We start from the raw sequence: 23,945 nt of genomic DNA on the forward strand, positions 1-23,945 counted from the left end.
ATGATTAAAAAAAAACAAATGCTTTTCCATCTGCTATAGCTGTCCAAACATTTGCATTAATATTTCAAGCTCACCTTTTTTCGTTCCCAAAAGTCTTTCCATATTGCTTAAAAAAGCTTGGATTTTCTTTGGAAACTCGTCACTAGTCCATTCAAATACATCACTGTCATCAAACATCATATGACCTAGGAGCAATATAGATTCTATACACTCTGTAGGATAATCTATGCTAAAAATCCCCTGATCTATCCCTTCTAGCATAAGAGGTTCTAAAATAGGAGTCATTTTCTTAATCATCTCTCTTAGATATACCCTATGAAGCTTTACATTCTCAACCTTATGAAGCTCTTCTTTGATTTCTTCTGAGCCTTCAAAATCTGGTTTCTGAGCCATCATAGCCATCATTATGCGATTTAGTAAAGGTATCGACTGCTCATTTAAAATTCTTCTTGCTTTTGTGGCGCCTTCTTCAACTATATCTATAATGATAGCTTCAAGCACCTCTTCTTTTGAAGAAAAATAATAGTAAAAAGTACCTTTAGCTATATCTACTACCTTTAAAATATCATTGACTGAGGTTTTGTCATATCCTTTTTTTATAAATAATTCCCTTGCTGTCATTAGAATTTCTTGTCTTCTAAGCTCTGCATCCTTAACAGTTTTCATCATTACTCTCCTTATCGACCATCGGTCTATAGAATTAATATTACTCTTTTTACAAAAAACTGTCAACAAAAAAAGACAATCTGATTTAACAGACGTCTTTATTTATTGTGACACAATATCCCAGTAATATAAAGTGACCTATATATAATTGAAAATTCTATATTTCAAAGCTATTTTTTTCCATTTTCTAATTTTTATTCTGAAACTCTTAAAAGGCGCAACAGTATTGATGTGAATCCACTTCCAAATTGGCCATTTTGATGGTGTGGATGAAGCCCACTTTCTTACATCTTGATTAAATAGTTCCTCATTTGAAAAGCCTTTGATCCAATACACGATCTCATTAACAGAGCATCTAAATAACTCCTTTAATTCATTCAAAGAATATGATTTATATGTATCGTAAAAGCTCTCGTATAGTCCTCCGAGTTTATTCCATTTATATTCTGGAGATGGAGTAACCACTTCGATTCCTTCTTTTTCATCTTTATCCCAGCCCATGATTAAATTCATCCAGCCTAGTTGATAAGCAATCATCTGCATGGGAGTTTTATCTATACCTTCTATCATTTTGTGTTTATCATCATCAGATATACCATCAAATTCGTCTATGAAAAGCTTGGCTGTCTTTAGTATTTCTGCAATTAATTGTTCTTTATTATCATACTGCTGCATAAATTCTCTCTCCCGAAATTTATTCTAATTTACTTGTTTATGATAAGCCAATAATAAATCCACCATTCTTCCATAGCTCTTTACTCCATCTACTTGTCTATTGCTTTTTAAATAAGTGTCATTTACTTTTTCAGCTACTTCTGAGGTTCTTCCTTCATACTTATCCCAGAACCTAGAGTAATATTCTAAATCTCTTCTGAGATTTTCGGAATATAAAGTCTGTACTTGCTTAGCCATTTCATAATCTTCTTTAGAAAGAGCATTCATGGTGTGAATCAGTGCTAGCACTGTAGATGAATACTGAAAATCGTAATCCGGATGATGTATCCCTACAAAATATGCTGTAAAATTCGCCTCATCTTCTGGAGCTATCCCTCTTTGGTGAGCCATCTCATGAAGAGTAGTAGCTGGCAGTAGTAGCATTGGTATCTGAGTATTCACATTCGCTTCAGCCGTAAAAGGAAAATACATCCCAGTTATATTTGTGTATAGCATAGGGCGTGAAAGTGCTATTGATTTTGGCTTACCATAGCTTCCTGAAAGAGCTTTAATATCTTTCCCTACAACTTCAAAGCCTTCATTTGCCCTTGAAAATATATCTAAATATTCACGTGAAACATTTACATTTTTAGCTTCACTTTTCTTTGCCAAATTACTAAGCTCATTAGCTTTCTCTGCTAAATCTAAGCTCAAATAATACAAATCCGTCTTAGAGTACATTGATACTTCTAAATTCATCATCTCAGCTATAGAAATTCTGCTATAATTAAAACCCCATAAAAACATAAATAAAATATATACTGATGAGATATATATTAAAAGCTTTCCTAAAAAATTTAAAAAATCTCCCTTGAATAATTTCCAAATTAATAGACAAGTTATAATCGGCAAAGCTATAAGATGAGAGACATATATTATTTCACCTAGCGAAAAAGGGAAAAGTCCTGTTAGGCTACTTATGCCTTGAATTGTCCATTTGTTTATTCCAAGTGAATAATATTTCTCTAATAAATCTGACCTAGCTTCAAGTATAGTTCCTAAAAAGAAAGTCAGTATCGCAAAGAAAATAAAATAAAGCGAGATAGGTATTTTAAAATTCCTTCTATATTTCTTTTTATACATCCTAACTTCTAAAAACATTTTAACCTTCCCATTATAACTGTATTATAGTAATTACCATCTCTATGTCTACGATCCTTTACCAGTCTTCCTTCCTCAACAAAACCATATTTTTTATATAAATCTATGGCTTTATTATTTGTTTCTATAACAGTCAATGAAATCTTTTCAATTCCAACCTCATCTGCCCATGCCAAAATGTTCTCAAGTATAGTACTACCAATTCCATAACCCCAGTAATCTTCTAGTATACAAATTCCAAAATCTGCTTTATGTTCAAATCTTCTAAGTTTATTTCCCACACAGCGAGCAAATCCAACAATTTTATCCTCTACCTCTGCAACTAAAAATATACTTTTTTCTGCTATAGAATCTGTATATATGAGTTTTTCAAAATCTTCAGGACTCATATATGCTTCTCCATATTCTCTATCCAAATTTTCTGTTTCTCCATCAATTTTTAATCTTACTTCAGAAAGTTGGTTCCCATCTGATTGAACTGGAGATCTGAGAATCCACTTGATTTTTCTACCATCTATTGTCTTATTTTCAATAATCATAATCCTCTCCAAATAGTTAGGCTAATATTTTCCATATATATAAATCTAAATTATTTTACTCTTAGAAACATTGGGTGTGATTCATTAAATTGAACCAAATCCCACAAATTACCATATAAATCTTTGAATACTGCCACTACGCCATATGATTCTTCTTTTGGTTTTCTAACAAATTCAATCCCTATTGATACCATATTATTATAGTCTCTCCAAAAATCGTCAGTTCCCAGAAATAAAAAAATTCTTCCTCCTGCTTGATTGCCAATAAAAGTAATCTGTTCTGGTTTGGAAGCTCTTGCAAGTAATATAGTTGTTCCAGATGAGCCTGGTGGTGAAATTACTACCCATCGTTTATCTTGTTCTGGTTGATAAGTGTCCTCAATTAACTTGAAATTCAATTTTTTTGTATAGAAGTCAATAGCTTCATCATAATCTTGAACCACTAAAGCAATATGTACAATGGACTGCATCATATGTATAGCCTCTCTTTCTATATAATTTTGATTTAGTTATTGAAAATCTAATAACCTAAATAGTTTTATCACTTAACGACCTCCATAGATAAAAGGTAGCATAAGCCTCCCACCCTTTCCAAGCTTTAGCATATTCATACATTTCTTCAGCTGTAGGCTTTCTATCTAATCCTAAATTACTTTTAAATGCATTTTGAAGACCTACATCTCCTACAGGATATGAAGAATTGTCATGGAAGCATTTCATAAGTACATAATCTGCTGACCATGCGCCTACCCCTCTCAATGCCATTAATGATTGCTTTATTTTCTCAAAGTCATGCTGATTAAGTAAGGCTTCTTTTGAAATTTCATTGGTTGTCATAGCTTTTGCTATCCCAATAATATATTCTGCTTTTCGAGTTGTAAACTGATGGTTTCTAAGCTCCTCAACTTCAATTTTAGCTATTTTATCATATGATGGGAAAACCCAGTAAGTTTCATTTTCAAAAACTATACTTTCTCCAAAATCCTGTACAAAACGCTTTTTAAGAGTATAGGCAAAGTTTAGATTAATTTGCTGACCTATAATTGCCCACACCAGAGCTTCAAACAAATCAGGCATTCCAACAATTCGAAGTCCATAATATCTCTTAACCAGTGGGCTTAATATTTTGTCCTCACTAGCTATACTATAAAACTCTTCTAAATTCTGGTCTAAATCCAACCATTCCCAGATATACTTCGCAATCTCTTCTCTTCCTTCATATGAAGGCTTCCCTGATAAAAATTCAACCTTTATAGCCTTATCATTAGACTCTATCTTACATAAAGTCATTTCCTCATCTGTCTTTAAAAGCTTAATCAAATTCCCATCTTTAATTTTGTGCAGCATTTCTTGAGCATCCCTAGCCAAAAAATCTAGGCACTGCTCAAAATCAAATTCCTTTGGTGGATATAGCTCTATATAAGAATCGTGATTTTTCCAGTTCATTTAAGTCTCCTTTAAAAAAGCTAATTTATTCACTAATCATTTTGATTTTGTCAAAAAAACTATTTTTTATAATATCCTCTATATTCTATCGGCAACAGCTTAGCTATACTAATCATTATATGATTCAAGCACCTGTCTTCCCACTCTTCCTTAGTCTCCGAATCATTTTTTGTTGGCAAATGAAATGCTTTACCTATATTTATGTTTATTTCTGCATCATAAAAAACTTCTTTTCCCATATCCTTTTCTATAGGCATAAACTTCTCACTACCACTCATCCCTATAGGAACTATCGGAGCAGTTGTAAGCCTCGCGAAAAGTAGAATCCCTTTTTTTGCTTCAATCAGCTTTGCAGTTCTGCTTCTCGTTCCCTCTGGAAAAATTAAAATACTATTTCCTTCTTTTACTGCATTAATTACACTCTTAATTGCACTTTTATCAGCAGAATTTGGTGATATCGGTATAGTTCTTACAGTTTTGAATCCCAAATTAGTCATTGAATTCGACTCTAACTTCTTGCCTGCTACAAAAATCACTTTCTCATCTTTAAGCACTTTGTTTAAAATTAGCCCATCAGAATTACTCAAATGGTTGCAAACAAATAAGTAGGGTCTTTTATAATCATTTTCTAAATTATCTAACCCATTTATATTCAATTTTGCATGCTTCTTGATTTTGAAATCAACATATAGCTGTGTGAACTTAATTGTCAATACCTCTGGTAATATACTAATTAATACCAATAACAATTTATTCATTACAAATTTTCTCCTTTTAAAAATTTAAAACTAGCGAAATTACTGATTGAACCTACTTAATATTATCATAAAAATTTTTTATAGCATTGCTAAATTCTAATGGATACTGAAGTGCCACATACGCATGACTCCCTCCATTTACAACCTGAACTTGACTCGTATTTAATTGCTTTTGAAAATTTTTTATGCTTTCTTTTACTTCATTTATTTCCCATTCATCTTCACTTGGTAGCATTAAAACAGGACACTTAATATTATTAAAATAGTTTTCAAATTTAATATCCCAATAATCTTCTAAATATTCATCTATGACCCATTTAGGACAACAAGATGTATACTTTCCATCATCAATTTGTATGCTATCATATAGCTCAAATTCTTCAAATCTAAGATTCCATAAAATATCAGCTTGAATATATTTTAGTTTTGCTGCTTCTATTTTTTCATATATTGAACTAAACTCTAGATTTTTCTTAAGTGCTCTCTTGCTTCTCAGTTCTGCTTTTTTATTATGTATCTCTTCTTCTGGTATATCCATTACACCATTTTTCCCAAAAAAACTTTGAATTGCACCTTCAGCAACTACCGATTGTATTTTTTCTGGATAATTAGCAGCTAAGCTAACTGCAATTTCTCCTCCTAAAGAGCTTCCTACTATATGGGCCTTCATTATTTTTAATTCATTCATTACTTCTATTATATCTAATGCCATATTATCCAGTGTATAGCCATTTAAAGATTTTTCTGATTTTCCATGGCCTCTTAGGTCCAAAGTAACTACATTATATTTATCTATAAAATATGGTACAACTCCATTCCATTGTGCCATATTCCCTCCTGAAAAATGTAAAAAAATTATTGATTCTCCCTTATTAGGATATTGAATTACCTCTAACTCTGTTCCATTAACTTTCACTCTTATTTTCTCCATAGCCTCGCCTCTCATTCTGATATTTATATAAACTAATAATCCATTATATAATTCATTGGCATTATTTTCCACTATCTATATAATTAATATTATATATCAAATAAAAAGCTCAACCTGGATCATAAATAGTTCCTTGCTGAGTCTTATAAAAAACATAATCAAAACTATAAATATTTTACAAATAGGAATTTTGAGTCTTAATCCAGTCAGATAACGTATCTTTAGACTGATACAAAAATTCATACACTATAAATTCAGGTGAAATAATATCTATGATGTCCTTTAATATTTCATCCTCAAAAGGTCTATGTACATCAAGCTTACCTACTGTAATCAAATTATGAATGTATCTGTCTTCTAAGGAACTCGATAGTAGTGGAGATTTATAGTCAAAGCCTTCCCTCATTTTTTCTACGCTATTTCCTAAACTACATGCCGATACATGCATTCCATAAATATATTTTCTTAGCTCTCCCATTTGATTAAGAGCTGTATTAATAGATGATATAAGCTCATCTAAGGAATAAACATCGTCCTGTGATAAAGCAAAGTGAGATAAATCAAATAAAAATCCTTTGTTTTTATAGTTAACCTTTTCATAAATTTCTCTCATCAAATCTGGTTTATCAAACCTAATCCCAGGTCCCCACATATTCTCAAAAAGAAGTAATATGTCGCTGTCTTTCGTAAAAGCCTGATTAATTAAATCAACAGCACAGCTTACAATCTCTTCATCTGTATACCTATAATCCCCTGTGTAAATATCATGAATATCCATATCTGCTATATGCATCACCATATACCTTACATTAAGTGATTTAGCAATTTCGAACTCTTTTTTGTACCAATCCACAAGAGCTTTTGAACTCGATCCATTATATAACTCATGTATATTTTCTTTTGAAATAAGATTATGGAGCAAGGCTTCATGATTTCCCTTCCAAAAATCCATCCAGTATGACCAGGTTCTAAGATGAAGTCCATGAACTATCTCTTTGCTTACTTTTATATCTTCTTCATAAAGCATCAGCTCTACTGCATCTATATTGTGATGCTTTAAAAAATCCTCTACGCTTTCTTTTCCTTCGTTAAATTTATCTATAGTCTGAGTAAAGTTTGCAAGGTTAATTAGCTTTTTCATATACTATCCTCATTGTCGAAAATTCATGAACACAAAACCATGTTACTTAAAAAATACCACAAAAAAAGCCTTTCGAAAAAGACTTTTATACATAATAAATATTTACAATCATTTAATCTTCTAATGATAGCTCCGTTTTAAATACTATTACAGCACTTCCAGATACTTTTACCTCTATAGGCTGTTGATTCTCTATTCTAACATCAACTTCAATAATACCAGTTCTTCCTATAGTTTCTCCTTGCTTCGCCTTAAAATTAAACACCGAGTTGTCATGCTTAACAATATTGTGGTGTACTAGATAAGCACCTAAAGGACCATTTGCATTTCCAGTTACAGGGTCTTCATTTATTCCTATTGCAGGAGCAAACATCCTTCCATTTACTAAAATTTCACTATCCTCAGAATTCAAAGTAAAAACATAATACCCATTGCAATTAATGACTTCGCTTAGTTTACATAAGGTCTCATAGTTTGGCTTCATTTTATTTAGAATCTCTATGCTTTTTATTCCTATCATTACTTTTGAGTGTCCTGTTGAAACAATCTGGATTTCTTGATTTTCTAATAAATCTTCCTCGCTTATATGCAAAGCTGAAAGCAGAGTTTTTTTATTTTCTCCTTCGATTATGCTTCCAAGTTCAATTTTTCCTTGTGTCATTATAATTCTATAATCCCCATTTTCTTTTACTATGTCTACTGGCAAAATTCCTGCACCTGTTTTATGATACACTCGCGAACTATCTAGATTATTTTCAATTGCCCTTGCATAGTGAGCTGCAATAGTTGCATGTCCACAAATTGGAACTTCATGTGTAGGAGTAAAAAATCTCACATGAACATCGTATTCATCACTATCTGAAGAAAAAATAAAAGCTGTCTCAGAATTATTAAGCTCTCTGGCTATTTTTTGCATTTCTATTTCTGCCAGACCATCAGCATTTGTTATTACTCCTGCTGGATTTCCTTTTAATTTTTCTTTTGTAAATGAATCTATTTGATATAAATTATACATATTTCTCATAATATTCCTCCCCCTAAAAATTGCTCTTGTCTCTATTACAATTTCCCTAAATATATTAAATTTCATTCATATATTATATAATGAATTATAATTTTGTTGAAATTCAAATACAAGTATGCACTTTCTACTCAGTTACTTACTATTTGGAAAGAGGAGAAAAAATGGATAACGATAACATTAACGAGTTTCCAAACAAAAGAAAAAGACAAAAAGACTTTAACTGCTCTTTGGGATTCGCCATGACGGTGATTGGTAGCAAATGGCGTGCGATAGTCCTTTGGCATATATTAAAGTCTAATCCTATACGATATGGTCAATTAAAAAAATCTATCCCCAAAATAAGTCACAAAGTGCTATCTCAAGAATTAAAAAACTTGGAAAATGATAGCCTTATTAATAGAATTTCTTATGCCACTATCCCTCCTAAGGTAGAATATCTTCCTACAGATAGGGGAAAAACTCTAGAATACATTTTGTCAGAGCTTTGTTTGTGGGGGAAAGAATACATGGACTAATGTTTCATGATAAAAGCTACGAACATTGGATTTACTCCTTATTTACTCCTTTATTACCCCTGTGGGAGTATGTATTTTCTCTTAAATCTAATATACGATTAGAGCATACTTTAAAGTATCACATCAAATATCAGGAGGTATTATTATGTATTTTGTAGGTTTAATATTATTCATAGCTTTTTTGATTTTTTCTACTTTGCTTAGTGGATCTTTAGTATCCTTTATTGACCTAGCTAGTATTGTAGTTGTTTTGGGATTTAGTTTTCCTCTACTTATGGCTTCTGGACTTCTTTCAGATTTCTTGAGAGCTTTTAAAATTATGGGGAGTAGAGTAAATGTTTGGTCTATGATTGAATTAAATAAAACAGAACTAGCACTTCGCCTTGCTATGAAATTATTATTAATTTCTGGCTTGTCTGGAACAATTATAGGTATAATTTCTATAGCTTCACATTTAAGTGATATGAGTGCATTACTTCCAAGCATAGGTGTAGCTTTATTAACTCTTCATTACTCTATATTGCTTGTTTTCATACTTTTACCTATGCAAGCCAAAGTAAAAGCAATGATATTAACTATGGACAAGGACTATAATAATGAAAACTCAACTCATTAAAATAGCTGGATTAGCTAGTTATTTAATAATTCTAGGCGCTTTATTTAATTTCAACTGGATACTCATTTTAAATCCTAAACCTTTTTTTTCGGTTCTACTTGGTATGCTTATATTGACCGCTTCTCAATATAAAAAAGCCTATACCAAAGATGACATCATTTATAGTCTCCGGTGGAACCTTATATTTTCAAGTTTTCTAACTACACTTATATCAATACTTTCATCTATATCGACTATGAAGCTATCAGATACTGGAAGGCTAGATATTACAGAATCTATCTTACCTATGCTCTATGGCAGTATACTATATTTAATCCTCAACATACTTTTTAACAACCCTATAAAGGTAGCTTCAAAAGAAAATAGCTCTGAAGCTGCAGTAAAATCTGTTAATTTATTTGATCCTGCTTTATCACAAAGAATTTTCATAGAATATGGACTGACAAACAGAGAGTGTCATGTAGCCTCAAAGCTATTAGAAAATGCCTCGAATAAAGAAATAGCTGCCCAGCTCTATATCAGCGAGGCAACTATAAAAAAACATATTCAAAATATCTACCAAAAATTTGGAGCAACTGACAGAAGTAGTTACAAGGAGATATATATTAAAGAGGCTTCAAAGGTCGTTCATACTATATCTTAGCTTCCTTAATTATATCAATAAACCCTTCCCCATAATTTTCATACTTCTTCTCACCCACGCCCTTTATTTCTAGGAAAGACTCTTTATTCACTGGCAGATAGGCCGCCATTTCTTTTAACGCTATATCGTGAAATATAACATATGGAGGTAGCCCTTTTTCTTGGGCTATCTTATATCTATATTGCTTTAGCTTTTCAAATAGCTCTATATCAAAATCTATATTTCCACCTTTTATAGATTTACTAGCTTTCTCTTTTTCATCTTTCCTTTGCAATAAATGCTTTTTATGATGAAGCTTAGTTTTTCCGCTCAGTACATCTGCAGATTTGCTGGTTAATTTTAGCACTGGGTATTTATCATGAGTCATATGAATATATCCACTTGATACCAGTGTCATGATTATCTCGCTGATAGCACTATCACTGTACTCTTTCATTATTCCATAGGTGGATACATTGTCTAATCTAGCTTCTAATACTTTTTTATTCTTTGACCCTCTAAGCACCTGTATCACCATGTTGGCTCCATATCTTTGGTTCACCCTGTATATGCAAGAAAGTATTTTCTGAGCTTCTAGAGTAATATCTACCATTTCCGAGCTATCTATACAGTTACTGCAGTTTTTGCACTTATCACTTGCAAAGTCCTCATCAAAATAATTTAGTATTTGATTTCTAAGACAGTCATTTGTATTGCAGTAATTAACTAGGTACTGCAAATTTTTGTACAGCATCTCTTGCCTTTTAGGGTCTATATCATCGTTTTGAATCATGAGCTTTTGCTTTACTATATCTGAAGCAGAATAAAGTAAAATACAATCACTTTTTTCTCCGTCACGTCCTGCTCTTCCTGCCTCTTGGTAATAGGCTTCCATATTTTTGGGCATGTTGTAGTGAATTACAAATCTAACATCTGGCTTATCTATTCCCATACCAAAGGCATTGGTTGCAACTATAAGTCTTTTATTCCCAAGTATAAACTCGTCTTGATTATTTTGACGCTCCTCCGAGTTCATTCCTCCATGATACCCCACTGCCGAAAATCCCTTGTCATTTAAAATCTTAACCAGTGACTCAACTGACTTTCTCGTGGCGCAGTAAACTATTCCAGATTCAGTTTTAAAATTTTCATTTAGATACTCGATTAAAAATTTAGATTTATTGCTGACTTTTAGCACCTGATAATAGAGATTTGGTCTATCAAAACCAGTAGTGACCTCTATAGGATTTCTCAGCCCTATAAGGCGCTTAATTTCCTTAATGATTTCTTTAGTCGCAGTAGCCGTAAACGCTGCTACTGCTGGTCTTTGCTTTAAAGAATTAATAAATCTAGGTATTTCAAGATAGCTAGGTCTAAAATCATGTCCCCACTGACTGATACAGTGAGCCTCGTCTACTGCCACAAGAGATATCCTTATATCCTTAACTAGATTTATAAAAGAGTCAGTATTTAATCTTTCAGGCGCAACATAAACTATCTTGTAGCTATTAGCTCGTATACCCTCTAATATCTGCAAAAACTCATCGTTATCAAGAGTGCTATTTATAAATGCCGCATTTATCCCTAGTTCATTTAATGAATCCACTTGATCCTTCATAAGAGATATAAGCGGAGATATAACTATAGTAATTCCATCAAGTGCTATAGCAGGAAGCTGATAGCAGATAGATTTTCCTCCACCAGTGGGCATAATTCCTAGAGCATCTCTTCCTTTTATTATACTTTCTATCAATTTGTCTTGACCATTTCTAAACTCGTCATAGCCAAAATAGGTTTTTAAAATATTTTGTAAGTCCATATCCTTACCTCACTTTTTAGCTCTACTAAACTTTATGCTACTTATAATTGTACATTAATACTCTCTATTTTCCCTAGTGATATTTATTTTAACTTTTATACCTGCTATAATAAACTACTAGAAAATGAGTAAGGAGTGAAAATTATGCCAGCATTAATAATTAAATCAATCGATGAAAATAAAGCCTGTGCTTTTAGCAAAATCCTAATAGATGACCTTGAAAAGCTTCTAGAGTGTCCTAGAGATTATTTTAGCATAGAGCTATCTCAATCTAAATTCATCCTAGATGGAGAAATTGTAGACGGACATCCTACAGTAGAGGTTTATTGGTTTGATAGAGGGCAAGCTGTCCAAGATACGGCTGCAAAACTAATAACACAGCATGTAAATTCTGCTGGATATAGCAGTGTAGACGTTATTTTTTATCATCTTGATAAAGAAAAATACTATGAAAATGGTGAGCATTATTAAATAAGCGCAAAGCTTTTTAAAAATCCATTCCTATAAAAGCTAGATTTCCTTAATACTTATGCCTATATAAGCCTCTACTTATGTAGGCATATTTTCATTTTAAGCCTTTCTCAGAGCCTTATTTCTTAAAAATTTCGAGTTAGTTTTGCTGCCCTATAAATGGGTATGAAATAAACACGTTTTTCGTGTTAGTTTTCATAAATGGATAGTCATATCGGTAGATTATATTTTATTGCCATTGGATTAAGAGGAGGATTATGATGAACCAAGTTAAATATTCAATCATCATAAATGCAAGACCTGAAGTTGTTTGGGAAACAATCACTGACCCACGTAAATACGAGGAGTGGACCTATATATTTAGCGAGGGCTCCTTTTTTGATGGAGGATGGAATCAAGGCGATTCTATTCGCTTTCTAACAATAAACAGCAATAATAAGCTAGAAGGAATGATATCTGAGATTGCAGAAAGTAAATATCCTACCTATATTTCAATCAGGCACCTAGGCTTTATAATGGATGGTGTAGAGGATACTACTAGAAAAGAGTCAGAGCATGCATATGAAAACTATACTTTAGAGCTCATAAATGAAGACCAAACAAAATTTACAGTGGATATGGATATAGAGGAAGAGTATATAGAAATGTTTGAAGACGTATGGCCTAAAGCCATGGAAAAAGTTAAAGAAATAAGTGAAGACGCTAAGTCTAAGCCTATGAAGATAACAATACGCACTCGCATTTCTCGCCCAATCCAAACAGTCTGGGAGGGATTTACTAAGTCCGAGCATGTTACAAAATGGAACCATGCCTCAGATGACTGGTACTGCCCTCAAGCTGTTAATAACCTTGTAGAGGGTGGTGGCTTTGACTACACTATGGCATCTATAGACGGAAAAGTTTCGTTTCATTTCGAAGGGAAATATACAAAAATAATTCCTCATGAGCAAATCTGCTACGTCCTAGATGATGACAGAGAGATTGTCGTAAATTTTAGCATCATAGACGGCGGTGTTGCTATTGAGGAAACTTTTGATGCTGAAGGCACCCATACTTTGCTACAGCAAAGACAAGGCTGGCAAGCAATTCTCGATAACTTTGCAAAATATACGGAACAAAACCTCTAGATTATACCTTCTCATAGTCCTGTGACCTCAAATAATCTCATAAATAATATAATAGCTGCCTTTACAACGAAAACCACATCTTCTTACTTTGATTAGGTTATCGTTGTAAAGGCAGCTATAATAGTTCGAAATAGAATTAATCATATCAGTTACTTCTTCTTAAACTATTTAAACTTACTACTCATAACTTTCCTATATCTTTGTTTACTGCTCCTTGGCTTATCTGGTATAGTCATCTCAATATAACCTAATTCTAACGCAGGTAATAGATAATTATCTCTAAATGTAGGTCTATGCTTTAACTTAAGTAATTCCATAAGTTCTTTTGTAGAATATTCTTTATCTCCAATAATTTCTAATAGCTTTTCAACTTGTTCGGTAACTTGTTCCCCAACTTGTTCGGTATCTACAATTTCACATAAAGCATCGTATATAGCTTGTAATAAAAATTCAATAAATCTTCCTGAATCAGCACTATGGTCACATTCTCCAAGTACTTTGTAATACTCATCTTGCCTTTCCTTTATTAATGTTTCTATTGGTAGCCAACCAAATATCCCTAGGTGTATTTATTAGAACAGCACTAGCTTTGGATTTCTTTTGATTTTATCCATAATTAAAATACTTGCAGACTGATTATATTTTATCTCAATCCAGATGTGTTATCATACACAAAATTATTTACAGTCTCTAATATTTTAATTATTGCATTAAAAGGTTTTTGCGATAAATCACAACTTATATCTAAAAGCTTTATTTATATGCTTTAGTATTTTTTACTCTTTACTTGAAATAATATTTATCATATAACTCTACTTCACTTTGTTTATAGGAAATCGATTGTATTCGTGGAATAATTTCTTCAAAATGATGTGATTCCATATGATATTTTAAGGATTCAATAGAATCCCACTGCTCTATAAAAGTAAATTCATTAATATTATCTTTATTTCTAAAAAGTTCATATGATATACAACCTTTTTCTTTTCTAGTTTCTTCAATTAGTTGATTACATAACTCCAACATATAATAAACTTTGTTTTCTTGAATATAATTTTTTGCAATCACTGTTATCATACAGTTTCTCCTCCTTTACAATATTACATTTGCATGTCCAAACTAATTTCTAAAATCACTGCTGAAACATTCTGTTTTGTAGACAAATGCAAAAAAAGTAGATAGTATCTAATTATCTTATGAATTCACTCCATAAGTTGGGTATACTTTCAAATGTTGATTTTCTTAGAATATTCTTAGTTACTACTTATATTATCATATATGCTTTATCACTCCACCATCAATTAATACTGCATTACCATTAATGCCACCATTACCAGCAACAAATAATACAGTATTAGCAACTTCTTCAATAGTAACAAACTTCTGGACTAAGCTATCTTTGTCATTTCCTGTTTTAAAATAATCTTTTACAGCATCTTCTAAAGCACAATTATCTTTTTCAGCAATATCCTCAAAATACTTTTTAATTCCTGGTGTCCATGTAGTAACTGGCAAAACACTATTTACTCGTACCTCTGTTCCTTTTGTTAATTCTGCTAACGCTCTAGATAGTCCTATTAAAGCAGATTTTGTAACAGAATAGTGAACCAAGTCTGGATTTGGTCTTAATCCGGCTTCACTTGAGATATTAATGATTACACCATTATTATCTATTAACATTTTAGGTAGTACATTTCTACACATCCTAACTGCAGACATAACATTCATATTCCAGACATGGTTCCATTCTTCATCGGAGATATCAAAGAAAGGTGTAACTGGATATATGCCAATATTATTTACTAAAATATCAAGGTTTCCATTTTTATATACTAGTTCATATAGTCTATTGCAGTCTTCTTCTATAGAGAGATCTGCTATAATACCTTCAATTTTTGCATTAGGATACTTGATTTGAAGTTCATTAATCGTACTTTCAACTTCACTTTCTAAATAACTGTTAATAATGACATTTGCACCTTCTTTAATAAATGACTCTGCAATACCTCTTCCAATTCCACTTGTAGATCCTGTAATGAGAACTCTTTTTCCAGACATATTTAATTCCATAATATTCCCTCCATTTTTGTAGTTATTAAATTAACAATTTGCTTTGGAAAATAGCACCCAGTTTTCTGGGTGCTCAATCTGCTATATTGAAAGTGCTATTTTATATGCTTTGTTCATCCCATCAAGAGCTTTACCAACTTGATGAGCATCACCTATAACACTCACTTTAAACTTACCAATCAACTTTTCTGAAAGTTGATTATTTGATTTTGAGCCAATTGCCATAACTACAAGATCTGCAGGAATAACAAACTGCTTCTCCTCACGTTGTACCAATACGCCATTTTCTAGAATTTCTAATACTTTAGTATTAGTGAAAATATCGACATTATTGTGATTCAATGACTTAATAAGGAAATGTCTCGGTGCACTTACCATATCTGCTGCAAGTTCTGACTGCATTTCAACAATTGACGCCTTATGATTATGCACTGCAATATGCTCAGCAGTTTCAGCTCCAACAAGCCCGCCACCAATTACAACTGCATTTCCAAACAGATCAACCTTACCATTTAACACGTCATTTGCAGTATAAACATGTTTCATATCTGAACCAGGTATTTTGGGTACAATAGGGGTTGCACCTGTAGCAATAATAATCTCGTCAGGTTTTTCCGCTTCAACCAGATTAACATCTACCTCTTTATTAAGTACAACTTTTACACCTGCTCTCTTTAGCTCACTCTTTTGCCATACAGTAAGTGTGTTGAGAAGTTCTTTTCCTGGAGGTATTGCTGCGAGCAACCATTGCCCACCTAACTTTTCATCTTTTTCATATAAGGTTACATCATGACCACGTTTTGAAGCAACAATAGCAGCTTCCATACCTACTGGACCACCACCTATAACCATTACTTTCTTTTTATTATCAGCTTCAACAATTTTATATTCTTCTTCTTTTCCTGCTGTAGGATTCACTAGACATGATACCGCTTCTTGCTTCGCAATTTTGCCCTGACAGCCTTGCCAACATCCAATACAATATCGGATTTCATCAAATCTATTTTCCAACACTTTGTTAGGAAGATGAGGGTCCGCAATTGAAGCACGCCCCATTGCTATGAAATCTGCTTTTCCTTCTTTTAGTAAAGATTCAGCAACATGTGGTTGAACAATCTTATTTACTGCAAAAACTGGTATGGCAACAACCTTTTTAATTTGTTCGGCATAATCTGAGAAAACAGCTGTCCTTATAGCTGTAGGTGCTGAAACAACCGCGCCACTTTTATAAACTCCAGCTGAAGCATGTATCGCTGCAATCCCTTTATGCTCGAGTATTTGTGCTATTACTTTTGTATCTTCTGGAGTTAGACCTCCTTCTACCATCTCATCAACAGACATTCTATAGATAATCGGATACTCATCACCAACCAACTCTTTTGTTCTTTCAATAATTTCCAATGGAAATCTAAGACGATTCATAAAATTGCCACCATACTCGTCAGTTCTTTTATTTGAAAAAGGTGATACAAATTGATTGATTAAATATCCATGAGCCCCGTGTAATTCTACAGCATCATAGCCAGCATCTTTGCATCTACGAATTGCTTGAGCAAATTTTTCAACCATATCCTTTACTTCTTTAGTTGTAAGTTCTTCAGGCACTTCTGGTTGCGTTGGGTCTTGTATTGCTGATGGAGCAAGAGGTCTAAAACCAGTAATAGAACTGTTAGATTCTCTTCCAGCATGATAAACTTGAACAGCAATTTTTGAACCTGCTTTATGAACACGATTAACAAGCTCTTTGTGCTCTAACATAATTTCGTCAGACCAAAGACCAGGAATTCTCTTAAAACCTGCACCTCTTGGTTCGATTACATTGTCTTCACATATAATCAATCCCCATCCACCTTTTGCTTTTTCTTCATAATAACGAATATACCTTTCTGTTAAACGACCATCTTCTGAAGCATACTCCGTTAACATAGGAGGCACAATAAATCGATTTTTAACTGTCAAATTTCCAATTTTACCTTCTTCAAATAATTTCTTAAACATAAAAATTCTCCTTTCAAATTATCTTCTATTAAATATGCAACTATTAGGCTCAGTTTCCCAACATTTATTACAGGAAATACATTTAGGACTGTAGAATTTATTATCTTTCCATTTATTTATCAAGTCAGTTTCACACAATAAAGGCCTTGCTATTGAGAAGTAATTAATTTCACTAGTTTCCAAAATATTTTCCATAACCTCAACAGATCTATTTCCTCCCATTAAAACTACCTTTGCATCTACAATTTGTGCTACTTTTTCAGTTTGCTCTCTAAAATAGGATTGCTCGGCAAGTGTTTTGATTCCTGTTCTAGCTGGTCCAATTCCTTTTCCAGAAGACTCATTAACAGCACTGACTTCAATGATGTCTACCCCTAACTTGTCTACTTTTTCAAACACATATAACGCATCATCCATAACTAGGCCTTCATTTTTATCCATAAAATCATCAAAATTCAGTTTAATCATTATTGGATAATCTTCTCCTACTTTTTCTCTAACCGCTCCAATTACTTCATATATAATCCTTGCACGATTGTTAATATCCCCACCATATTCATCTGTTCTTCTATTATAATAGGGTGTTAGAAATTGACTTAAGAAATAACCATGTGCTGCATGAATCTGTACAGCATCAAATCCAGATTTTTTGGCTCTTTCAGCTGCAAGTGCAAACTTGTCGATCACTTCATGAATATCATCTTTTGTTGCCTCTACTGGTGTAATTCCAGTTACTCGATTTTTAACTGCTGATGGACCTAGAATTCTCATATTTTGGGAATCTGGATGATGATTTTGCGAACCACCTAAAACCATCTGCAAAGCTATTTTACTACCTTCGCAATGGACAGCTTCTGTAAGTTCTTTGTATTCTTCGATAAAACTATCATTGCTAATTCCAAGCATTCTCGGGTTTGGCCGTTCCTCATCTGATATAAATGCGTAACCAGTAATAATAAGAGCCACACCACCTTTAGCCAAAGAAATATAATGTTCAATCAAGTTACTATTTATATGGCCATCTTCGTCTGCCATTTTCATCCATAGTGCAGATCGAATAAATCGATTCTTTAGTTCTATAGATTTGACTTTACTTTTATCCCACAATGATATATTAGACATTTTAATCCTCCTTTTAGTATCTTGACGTTAACATAACAAACTAAAAAACATCAAACAAGTAGGCACTTTTAGGTAAGACTACTTACCTAAAAGTTAGTTTTTAAGCATTTAGCTACCTAGTCATACTCCTTGATTTGTATTTTTTTTTAGTATAGAATGTTGATAAAACATGGAAAGGAGCAACTCATGTTAAAATATAAAAACAAGAAGTTTGTTTGTCATATCGATTTGGGTATGGAACTTATTCGTGGTAAATGGAAAGCTGTGATATTATGCCATTTAAATGATGGTCCAAAAAGATTCCTAGAGCTTCAAAGAATTACTTGTGGTGTTAGTCAAAAAGTACTCAACGAGAAATTAACAGAACTAGAAAATGATGGACTTATTTTTAAGACTACTTATCCAGAAGTTCCACCACGGGTTGAATATGAACTCACTGATTTAGGCAAGGGTCTTTTTCCTGCTCTTGACCTTCTAGAACAATGGACAGTTAAAAATTATCCTTTTGATAAAAAATAAAATAAGAACTCTCCCAGTTAGATAAATAACGAATTGCTATTAAAACTCTAAAAGGTTGATATGTTCACAATTAAAACGGACTTATATTTCAGATATAAGCTTCTGAAATATAAGTCCAAAATAATAAACTTCTATTTTATATTTGTAAAAATATTCTTGTTAAAATAAATTTTTCTTTAAGATAGTTTGAATTGCTTAAACTTGCAAAGATTATCGTTCAATAATAGTGAGGATTATATTCTTACCACTTCAAAGGTTCTCTTTAATAATAGACTATCAATTTCTCTCATAGTCCTGCGACTTCAAATAATCTCATAAATAATATAATAGCTGTCTTTACAACAAAAACCAAATCTTCTTACTTTGATTAGGTTATCGTTGTAAAGGCAGCTATAGTTTTGACTATTAATTTTTATAAGGGTATAATTTTATTTGATCAAACTTACAAAGGAGAGATAACATATATGTTAAATAAAAAGGAAACAGCTTTACTAGTAATCGATATGCAATACGGGGGCGGTGCTCCTGACGGTTCTCTGGTAAAAATGCTAAACGTTGATGTAACAAAACAAGAAGATATAGTGACTCCAATGATAAAATTAAAGGACTACTTTAATGAAAATGAAATGTTGGTTGTCAACATTAAAACAGAATATGAAGAAGATTTTAGTGACTGGAAAATGCTAGCTGAAAGATTTGAAGTGAAAAAATACAATCATTTTGTAAAAGGCTCACCAGATGCAGAAATCATTCCTCCTCTAGCTCCTAGAGAAGGTGAAGAACTGATAATCAAGAATAGATGGAATGCTTTTTTCAACACTAATCTAGATGATTTACTTAAAAGTAAAAACATTAAGAATCTGATACTTGTTGGAGCTGCAACAGATGTTTGTGTATTTGAAACCTGCAGTTATGCTTTTTCTTTAAATTATAACTGTATCGTACCAATTGAAACTACAGCATCTTTTAATGCTGAAAGGAAGCAAATGGGACTTGAAATGCTTAAATTTGGACGAGCACAGGTTGTAAATGTAGAAGAGTTATATAATATGTTTTAATAGAATTTGGTCATATAAAGGGGGCGATTGTAAAATGAGGTCTTTTGACAACTAACCTCATTTTCTGACATCCCCCTTTTAAATTTTTATATCCTCTCTATCCCATCTAAATCAAAATATACGTTTCTTATTCTAAAAGGAGAAGGGTTTGAATATTGTAATTTTAATTTTTCAAAATCACTAATTCTCTTTGAGTGATAATATGGCTTATCGAATTGTAATTTTTCATTTCTAATCCAAATTGGGACTTTAATATTATGCATCTGTAAGTAGTAATCTATTAATGCTGATATCTTGGTTAAATATATTATTTCCTCTTCACTGCATAAATCTATGTCAACTGGATTTATTAAACTGTCTATAAACTTCATATCCTTGTATTTCAACATTTCTAATAGTTGATTTAAACTAGTATCTTCATCAGGATAATTAAATAGCGTTTGTAAATACTTATTTCCAATCATAGCCTAAATCCTCTCCCAAGTATTTAATAAAGGTTACTTGTCTTGGTCCTATAAGAGTCAAAGGTATATATTCTGAGCATATTTCGAGCAGTTTATCCTTAGTGGTAATGTTTAATTCTTTACATAATATATAGGCATCTATAAAATCCTTAGCAGGCTCTGGTCTTGCCGCTAATATTTTCATAGCTAACAGTTGCTTAGCTTTAGGTTTTAATATCTTTAAATTTGAATATATCTTATAGGTTTCTATATCCCCTTTTATAATTGATTTTAGTGGTTCTTTAATTTCTTCATTTATCCATCCATCCGAAAGATTAAATGCAAACTTAGTAAGATCTAATATACTGTCTAATAATTTTAAATTGGTTTCAGCAAATATACAATCTATATCTTTAGTTGCTGGTCTATTATCATAAACCATGGTCATAACAGAGTCACCATAAATTGTTATCTCTAGTTGTAGTTGATTTTCTTTTAATCGTTTATTTAGATAATCAAATATTTCTAAGAGTTTATTCTTATCCATCAAACCAAAGTCACTAAATAGGTCCATGTCTTTATCTCCAATAATTTCTAATAGCTTTTCAACTTGTTCGGTAACTTGTTCTCATACTTGTTCGGTATCTACAATTTCACATAAAGCATCATAAGCTTATCTCCTTTTATCCAAAAGAACATTATAATTGCTATGAACACTTCTTGCCTGTATATGGATATTATTCATTTAGATAATTATATTATAACCACAAAAAATTAGGAATTATTGAAAGCGGAGAAACCATTTTAACAATAGACAGCAAGGACTACCATTTTTCAGTGGGTGATGCAGTCATTATTATGCCCTACGTTATTCATAATTGTCAGCCTGTTGACATTGATAATTGGGCTTTTACTATGATTTATCTCGCTGATTCCTATAAAGAAGCATTTACAAAATTTCTCGGCGAAGACTTAAAAATAGGTATTGCTAAACTTGGACCATATGAATTTTCATTGATAAAAAATTTGTCTAAAACACTCTTGTCGGATAATAACGAGTTTGGGGAAGAAGTTGAGATTATTGATTGTCTCAATTCAATCATTGATTCAATCGAAGTAAAAATCGAAAAGAAAATTAACACTAACATTGAGTCCATACGCAACTATATCAATAATAATTTTCTTGAAGAACTAAGTCTTGATACTCTTCAGGATATGTTTCATATTGATAAATTCAAACTGATTCGAAGTTTCAAAAAGCTCTATAATATCACTCCAAGTGCATATCAGCTACAATTAAAAGTTGATTACTCCAAACAGCTCATGAAAACCGAGCCTGATTTGATTAGTGTAGCATTGGCATCAGGTTTTTATGACCAAGCGCATTTTACTCGTGAATTTAAGAAAACAACAGGGATGACTCCAAGATACTATATTATGTCAATGAAATGAGGATGTATAACCATGAAATGTGTTATGATTGTCAACGAAAATTTACCACGAGGCATTATTGCTAATACAACCGCAGCCTTAGGCATAAGTATTGCGTCCCTACAAGATGGTATGACTGGAAAAAAACTTGTGGATAGAAATGGTAGAATTCATGAAAGCATCACGAATGTACCTATTCCTATTCTCGCCTTGCCTGTTAATGACGTGAAAGTCTTATATGATAATCTCTTAGAGCTAAATGACGAAGACTTAAAAGTTATCGGCTTTAACGATGTTGCCCAAAATTCACATCATTATGAAGAATACGAAGCACGGCTACTACAGACAGCTAAGGATAATATCAATTATCTGGGCATATGTAGATATGGACCAAAGAAAAAAATTAATAGGCTGACAGGCAGTATGAAAATGCTGAGATAAACAGGTGGCAAAAGAATCGATATAGCTTAATATCACTAATCTCTTCAGTCGCTAATTTATAGTATCCCTTTGTTACTCTTTCCAAAACATTACTTTTTATCAACTTGCTCAGCTCATACTTAGTCATGCTATTTTTATAGAGTTCCTCGGTTTTCATAATATCATTCTGATTTTTAAATATACTTTTTATGTTATCTATCTCCATACTTCACCTCAATATTTATCCATTTTGCCGCTTCCTAGATTACCTAGCGGCAAAATAGATAAATATAGTCGAAAATATAGGTCTGTGCTTTAACACAAGTACTTTCATAAGTTCTTTTGTAAAATACTCTTTATCACCAATAATTTCTAAAATTTCAACCACATAACACTCACAGTATCATGTCTTTCTATCTCTTTAAACCCAAGCTCTTTGTACATATTTACAGTACCTCTATATAGCTTTTCTGGTTCATCACTATCCTCTACTGGAAGCGCTAAGACTGCCTCAAATCCTTGTGATTTAAAGTCATCTACAGCTTGCTTAAGTAAAAGTCTCGCAACCCCTTGATTTCTATAATCCTGATGAATCACAAAACAAATAACACAGCCTATTTTCTTACCTTTTATCATATTTTCTATATACTGATGAAGCCTTATGTACTCACTCGCGTTGTTTGCATTACACCATCCAATACATTTCTCTCCATCAAAAGCTAAGTAGCCTCTCATCTTGCCAGCTTTTATCTGCTCTATTGCCTCAATGCGATTTTCTGCCCCAGTTCTTTTACTCCATTGCTCAGCAGAGCAGTCTGTATGGTAAAATCTACAAAAACAACTAGACCAATGAGGCACTCCAAAATCAAGATTTTCGAAATATTCAGTAAATGTTGTTGCTAGCTCTGGACTTAGTGGTTTAATAGTATACATAAGCTTATCTCCTTTTATCCGAAAGAACATTATAATTGCTATGAACACTTCTTTCCTAAATCTGAATATTATTCATTTAGATAAAAATATTATAACCACAGAAAATATAAATACACTTATTTTCAAAATAAAAATGCCTTACTCCTGAATCACTTATAAAATATTTTTCATTATTCTATAGACACTACAAAATGAACAATATCACAAGTCAATACTTCTTCTAACTAAACAAAAAAAGTGGTCACTTATAGTAGAGTTAATCGTACCAATGTATCTATGGTTTTACCATATTTGAAAAAATCAAAAAGAACCGTCCCTATTGGCTAGTCCCTATTGGCTATTAACAGGATTTTTTAACTTAGCAGCATATGTATAATCAGAATTCCCTATGACAAGTGCTATCCTAGAATTCATTATTTCTCCTTTTCCTCAATTTATAGTGCAGATGTAAATAATTGGAA

Annotated in this window: 28 protein-coding genes; 9 read left to right on the forward strand and 19 right to left on the reverse strand. The window is 32.3% G+C overall.

Features of this window, described 5'->3' with window-relative positions; translation table 11 throughout:
* Nucleotides 1–33: 33 nt before the first annotated feature.
* From B5X47_RS11255 to B5X47_RS11300, 10 genes are all read right to left on the reverse strand, one after another.
* Nucleotides 34–666, reverse strand: a complete 633-nt coding sequence (locus B5X47_RS11255) for a TetR/AcrR family transcriptional regulator (protein WP_079590244.1) — start codon at nucleotides 664–666, stop codon at nucleotides 34–36.
* A gap of 138 nt (nucleotides 667–804) precedes the next feature.
* Nucleotides 805–1,341: a ClbS/DfsB family four-helix bundle protein gene (locus B5X47_RS11260; RefSeq protein ID WP_079590245.1), complete on the reverse strand. Its 537-nt coding sequence runs from the start codon at nucleotides 1,339–1,341 to the stop codon at nucleotides 805–807.
* Nucleotides 1,342–1,365: 24 nt separating this feature from the next.
* Complete coding sequence (locus tag B5X47_RS11265) at nucleotides 1,366–2,481, reverse strand: DUF3810 domain-containing protein (RefSeq protein ID WP_079590246.1); 1,116 nt, start codon at nucleotides 2,479–2,481, stop codon at nucleotides 1,366–1,368.
* Nucleotides 2,472–3,020: a GNAT family N-acetyltransferase gene (locus B5X47_RS11270; RefSeq protein WP_079590247.1), complete on the reverse strand. Its 549-nt coding sequence runs from the start codon at nucleotides 3,018–3,020 to the stop codon at nucleotides 2,472–2,474. The genes B5X47_RS11265 and B5X47_RS11270 overlap by 10 nt, the downstream gene beginning before the upstream one ends.
* Before the next feature lie 50 nt (nucleotides 3,021–3,070).
* Nucleotides 3,071–3,493: a VOC family protein gene (locus B5X47_RS11275; RefSeq protein WP_079590248.1), complete on the reverse strand. Its 423-nt coding sequence runs from the start codon at nucleotides 3,491–3,493 to the stop codon at nucleotides 3,071–3,073.
* A gap of 55 nt (nucleotides 3,494–3,548) precedes the next feature.
* On the reverse strand, nucleotides 3,549–4,466 hold the full coding sequence (locus tag B5X47_RS11280) for a DNA-3-methyladenine glycosylase family protein (RefSeq protein WP_079590249.1): 918 nt from the start codon (nucleotides 4,464–4,466) through the stop codon (nucleotides 3,549–3,551).
* Between the two features lie 59 nt (nucleotides 4,467–4,525).
* A complete protein-coding gene (locus tag B5X47_RS11285; protein WP_079590250.1) occupies nucleotides 4,526–5,224 on the reverse strand; it encodes a lysophospholipid acyltransferase family protein in 699 nt (232 codons plus the stop codon).
* Nucleotides 5,225–5,276: 52 nt separating this feature from the next.
* Nucleotides 5,277–6,155 carry an alpha/beta hydrolase gene (locus tag B5X47_RS11290; protein ID WP_207651485.1) on the reverse strand — a complete coding sequence of 293 codons (879 nt, stop codon included), beginning with the start codon at nucleotides 6,153–6,155 and terminating at the stop codon, nucleotides 5,277–5,279.
* Nucleotides 6,156–6,330: 175 nt separating this feature from the next.
* Nucleotides 6,331–7,296 carry a sugar phosphate isomerase/epimerase family protein gene (locus B5X47_RS11295; protein ID WP_079590252.1) on the reverse strand — a complete coding sequence of 322 codons (966 nt, stop codon included), beginning with the start codon at nucleotides 7,294–7,296 and terminating at the stop codon, nucleotides 6,331–6,333.
* Between the two features lie 112 nt (nucleotides 7,297–7,408).
* Complete coding sequence (locus tag B5X47_RS11300) at nucleotides 7,409–8,320, reverse strand: PhzF family isomerase (RefSeq protein ID WP_079590253.1); 912 nt, start codon at nucleotides 8,318–8,320, stop codon at nucleotides 7,409–7,411.
* Nucleotides 8,321–8,481: 161 nt separating this feature from the next.
* Here B5X47_RS11300 and B5X47_RS11305 point away from each other — a divergent pair, with 161 nt between their 5' ends.
* The 3 genes from B5X47_RS11305 (at nucleotide 8,482) to B5X47_RS11315 (ending at nucleotide 10,094) form a co-directional block, all read left to right on the forward strand.
* The gene (locus B5X47_RS11305) at nucleotides 8,482–8,835 is read left to right on the forward strand and encodes a winged helix-turn-helix transcriptional regulator (protein WP_079590254.1); all 354 of its coding nucleotides are present in this window, start codon (nucleotides 8,482–8,484) and stop codon (nucleotides 8,833–8,835) included.
* Nucleotides 8,836–8,980: 145 nt separating this feature from the next.
* Entirely contained in the window at nucleotides 8,981–9,451 is a 471-nt protein-coding gene (locus tag B5X47_RS11310) for a MotA/TolQ/ExbB proton channel family protein (protein WP_079590255.1), read from the forward strand.
* Entirely contained in the window at nucleotides 9,432–10,094 is a 663-nt protein-coding gene (locus B5X47_RS11315; protein ID WP_079590256.1) for a LuxR family transcriptional regulator, read from the forward strand. The genes B5X47_RS11310 and B5X47_RS11315 overlap by 20 nt, the downstream gene beginning before the upstream one ends.
* Here B5X47_RS11315 and recQ read toward each other — a convergent pair.
* Nucleotides 10,084–11,892: a DNA helicase RecQ gene (gene recQ / locus B5X47_RS11320; RefSeq protein WP_079590257.1), complete on the reverse strand. Its 1,809-nt coding sequence runs from the start codon at nucleotides 11,890–11,892 to the stop codon at nucleotides 10,084–10,086. The two genes, B5X47_RS11315 and recQ, sit on opposite strands and share 11 nt — an antisense overlap.
* Nucleotides 11,893–12,036: 144 nt before the next feature.
* On the opposite strand from recQ, the gene B5X47_RS11325 reads away from it, so the two are divergent.
* On the forward strand, nucleotides 12,037–12,363 hold the full coding sequence (locus B5X47_RS11325; RefSeq protein WP_079590258.1) for a DUF1904 family protein: 327 nt from the start codon (nucleotides 12,037–12,039) through the stop codon (nucleotides 12,361–12,363).
* A gap of 260 nt (nucleotides 12,364–12,623) precedes the next feature.
* A complete protein-coding gene (locus B5X47_RS13900; RefSeq protein WP_200805115.1) occupies nucleotides 12,624–13,490 on the forward strand; it encodes an SRPBCC domain-containing protein in 867 nt (288 codons plus the stop codon).
* 164 nt (nucleotides 13,491–13,654) lie between these two features.
* Here the strand turns inward: B5X47_RS13900 and B5X47_RS14110 are convergent, their stop codons facing one another.
* The 5 genes from B5X47_RS14110 to B5X47_RS11355 form a co-directional block, all read right to left on the reverse strand.
* Nucleotides 13,655–14,059, reverse strand: a complete 405-nt coding sequence (locus B5X47_RS14110) for a Fic family protein (protein WP_408605649.1) — start codon at nucleotides 14,057–14,059, stop codon at nucleotides 13,655–13,657.
* 214 nt (nucleotides 14,060–14,273) lie between these two features.
* Nucleotides 14,274–14,567 carry a putative quinol monooxygenase gene (locus tag B5X47_RS11340; protein ID WP_079590259.1) on the reverse strand — a complete coding sequence of 98 codons (294 nt, stop codon included), beginning with the start codon at nucleotides 14,565–14,567 and terminating at the stop codon, nucleotides 14,274–14,276.
* Between the two features lie 195 nt (nucleotides 14,568–14,762).
* The gene (locus B5X47_RS11345; protein ID WP_079590260.1) at nucleotides 14,763–15,560 is read right to left on the reverse strand and encodes an SDR family NAD(P)-dependent oxidoreductase; all 798 of its coding nucleotides are present in this window, start codon (nucleotides 15,558–15,560) and stop codon (nucleotides 14,763–14,765) included.
* 81 nt (nucleotides 15,561–15,641) lie between these two features.
* Nucleotides 15,642–17,558: an oxidoreductase gene (locus B5X47_RS11350; protein WP_079590261.1), complete on the reverse strand. Its 1,917-nt coding sequence runs from the start codon at nucleotides 17,556–17,558 to the stop codon at nucleotides 15,642–15,644.
* Nucleotides 17,559–17,576: 18 nt separating this feature from the next.
* Nucleotides 17,577–18,680 carry an NADH:flavin oxidoreductase gene (locus B5X47_RS11355; protein WP_079590262.1) on the reverse strand — a complete coding sequence of 368 codons (1,104 nt, stop codon included), beginning with the start codon at nucleotides 18,678–18,680 and terminating at the stop codon, nucleotides 17,577–17,579.
* A gap of 186 nt (nucleotides 18,681–18,866) precedes the next feature.
* Here B5X47_RS11355 and B5X47_RS11360 point away from each other — a divergent pair, with 186 nt between their 5' ends.
* Nucleotides 18,867–19,199, forward strand: coding sequence for a winged helix-turn-helix transcriptional regulator (locus B5X47_RS11360; RefSeq protein ID WP_079590263.1), 333 nt, complete (start codon nucleotides 18,867–18,869; stop codon nucleotides 19,197–19,199).
* 464 nt (nucleotides 19,200–19,663) lie between these two features.
* Entirely contained in the window at nucleotides 19,664–20,257 is a 594-nt protein-coding gene (locus B5X47_RS11365) for a cysteine hydrolase family protein (protein WP_079590264.1), read from the forward strand.
* 86 nt (nucleotides 20,258–20,343) lie between these two features.
* Here B5X47_RS11365 and B5X47_RS11370 read toward each other — a convergent pair whose 3' ends face one another.
* The gene (locus tag B5X47_RS11370; protein ID WP_079590265.1) at nucleotides 20,344–20,721 is read right to left on the reverse strand and encodes a hypothetical protein; all 378 of its coding nucleotides are present in this window, start codon (nucleotides 20,719–20,721) and stop codon (nucleotides 20,344–20,346) included.
* Nucleotides 20,708–21,274: a DUF6036 family nucleotidyltransferase gene (locus B5X47_RS11375; protein WP_079590266.1), complete on the reverse strand. Its 567-nt coding sequence runs from the start codon at nucleotides 21,272–21,274 to the stop codon at nucleotides 20,708–20,710. Before B5X47_RS11375 ends, B5X47_RS11370 begins: the two co-directional genes overlap by 14 nt.
* Before the next feature lie 209 nt (nucleotides 21,275–21,483).
* Between B5X47_RS11375 and B5X47_RS11380 the strand changes: the two genes are divergently transcribed.
* Both B5X47_RS11380 and B5X47_RS11385 read left to right on the forward strand, forming a co-directional pair.
* Nucleotides 21,484–22,152: an AraC family transcriptional regulator gene (locus B5X47_RS11380; protein WP_278278441.1), complete on the forward strand. Its 669-nt coding sequence runs from the start codon at nucleotides 21,484–21,486 to the stop codon at nucleotides 22,150–22,152.
* 12 nt (nucleotides 22,153–22,164) lie between these two features.
* Nucleotides 22,165–22,572 carry a DUF2000 domain-containing protein gene (locus B5X47_RS11385; protein ID WP_079590268.1) on the forward strand — a complete coding sequence of 136 codons (408 nt, stop codon included), beginning with the start codon at nucleotides 22,165–22,167 and terminating at the stop codon, nucleotides 22,570–22,572.
* A 351-nt stretch (nucleotides 22,573–22,923) separates the two neighbouring features.
* On the opposite strand, the gene B5X47_RS11390 is transcribed toward B5X47_RS11385, so the two are convergent.
* Entirely contained in the window at nucleotides 22,924–23,484 is a 561-nt protein-coding gene (locus tag B5X47_RS11390) for a GNAT family N-acetyltransferase (RefSeq protein WP_079590269.1), read from the reverse strand.
* Nucleotides 23,485–23,945 lie beyond the last annotated feature (461 nt).

Source organism: Acetoanaerobium noterae, assembly GCF_900168025.1.
GTDB lineage: Bacteria > Bacillota > Clostridia > Peptostreptococcales > Filifactoraceae > Acetoanaerobium > Acetoanaerobium noterae.

Bases quoted from the DNA above. Each gene is read 5' to 3' on its own strand.
- B5X47_RS11370 (WP_079590265.1), bottom strand. From the start codon at position 20,721: ATGATTGGAAATAAGTATTTACAAACGCTATTTAATTATCCTGATGAA.
- B5X47_RS11260 (WP_079590245.1), bottom strand. From the start codon at position 1,341: ATGCAGCAGTATGATAATAAAGAACAATTAATTGCAGAAATACTAAAG.
- B5X47_RS13900 (WP_200805115.1), top strand. From the start codon at position 12,624: ATGAACCAAGTTAAATATTCAATCATCATAAATGCAAGACCTGAAGTT.
- B5X47_RS11270 (WP_079590247.1), bottom strand. From the start codon at position 3,020: ATGATTATTGAAAATAAGACAATAGATGGTAGAAAAATCAAGTGGATT.
- B5X47_RS11345 (WP_079590260.1), bottom strand. From the start codon at position 15,560: ATGGAATTAAATATGTCTGGAAAAAGAGTTCTCATTACAGGATCTACA.
- B5X47_RS11305 (WP_079590254.1), top strand. From the start codon at position 8,482: ATGGATAACGATAACATTAACGAGTTTCCAAACAAAAGAAAAAGACAA.
- B5X47_RS11350 (WP_079590261.1), bottom strand. From the start codon at position 17,558: ATGTTTAAGAAATTATTTGAAGAAGGTAAAATTGGAAATTTGACAGTT.
- B5X47_RS11385 (WP_079590268.1), top strand. From the start codon at position 22,165: ATGAAATGTGTTATGATTGTCAACGAAAATTTACCACGAGGCATTATT.
- B5X47_RS11375 (WP_079590266.1), bottom strand. From the start codon at position 21,274: ATGGACCTATTTAGTGACTTTGGTTTGATGGATAAGAATAAACTCTTA.
- B5X47_RS11325 (WP_079590258.1), top strand. From the start codon at position 12,037: ATGCCAGCATTAATAATTAAATCAATCGATGAAAATAAAGCCTGTGCT.
- B5X47_RS11285 (WP_079590250.1), bottom strand. From the start codon at position 5,224: ATGAATAAATTGTTATTGGTATTAATTAGTATATTACCAGAGGTATTG.
- B5X47_RS11315 (WP_079590256.1), top strand. From the start codon at position 9,432: ATGAAAACTCAACTCATTAAAATAGCTGGATTAGCTAGTTATTTAATA.
- B5X47_RS11310 (WP_079590255.1), top strand. From the start codon at position 8,981: ATGTATTTTGTAGGTTTAATATTATTCATAGCTTTTTTGATTTTTTCT.
- B5X47_RS11360 (WP_079590263.1), top strand. From the start codon at position 18,867: ATGTTAAAATATAAAAACAAGAAGTTTGTTTGTCATATCGATTTGGGT.
- B5X47_RS11390 (WP_079590269.1), bottom strand. From the start codon at position 23,484: ATGTATACTATTAAACCACTAAGTCCAGAGCTAGCAACAACATTTACT.
- B5X47_RS11300 (WP_079590253.1), bottom strand. From the start codon at position 8,320: ATGAGAAATATGTATAATTTATATCAAATAGATTCATTTACAAAAGAA.
- B5X47_RS11275 (WP_079590248.1), bottom strand. From the start codon at position 3,493: ATGATGCAGTCCATTGTACATATTGCTTTAGTGGTTCAAGATTATGAT.
- B5X47_RS11340 (WP_079590259.1), bottom strand. From the start codon at position 14,567: ATGATAACAGTGATTGCAAAAAATTATATTCAAGAAAACAAAGTTTAT.
- B5X47_RS11355 (WP_079590262.1), bottom strand. From the start codon at position 18,680: ATGTCTAATATATCATTGTGGGATAAAAGTAAAGTCAAATCTATAGAA.
- B5X47_RS11365 (WP_079590264.1), top strand. From the start codon at position 19,664: ATGTTAAATAAAAAGGAAACAGCTTTACTAGTAATCGATATGCAATAC.
- B5X47_RS11295 (WP_079590252.1), bottom strand. From the start codon at position 7,296: ATGAAAAAGCTAATTAACCTTGCAAACTTTACTCAGACTATAGATAAA.
- recQ (WP_079590257.1), bottom strand. From the start codon at position 11,892: ATGGACTTACAAAATATTTTAAAAACCTATTTTGGCTATGACGAGTTT.
- B5X47_RS11265 (WP_079590246.1), bottom strand. From the start codon at position 2,481: ATGTTTTTAGAAGTTAGGATGTATAAAAAGAAATATAGAAGGAATTTT.
- B5X47_RS11280 (WP_079590249.1), bottom strand. From the start codon at position 4,466: ATGAACTGGAAAAATCACGATTCTTATATAGAGCTATATCCACCAAAG.
- B5X47_RS11255 (WP_079590244.1), bottom strand. From the start codon at position 666: ATGAAAACTGTTAAGGATGCAGAGCTTAGAAGACAAGAAATTCTAATG.
- B5X47_RS11290 (WP_207651485.1), bottom strand. From the start codon at position 6,155: ATGGAGAAAATAAGAGTGAAAGTTAATGGAACAGAGTTAGAGGTAATT.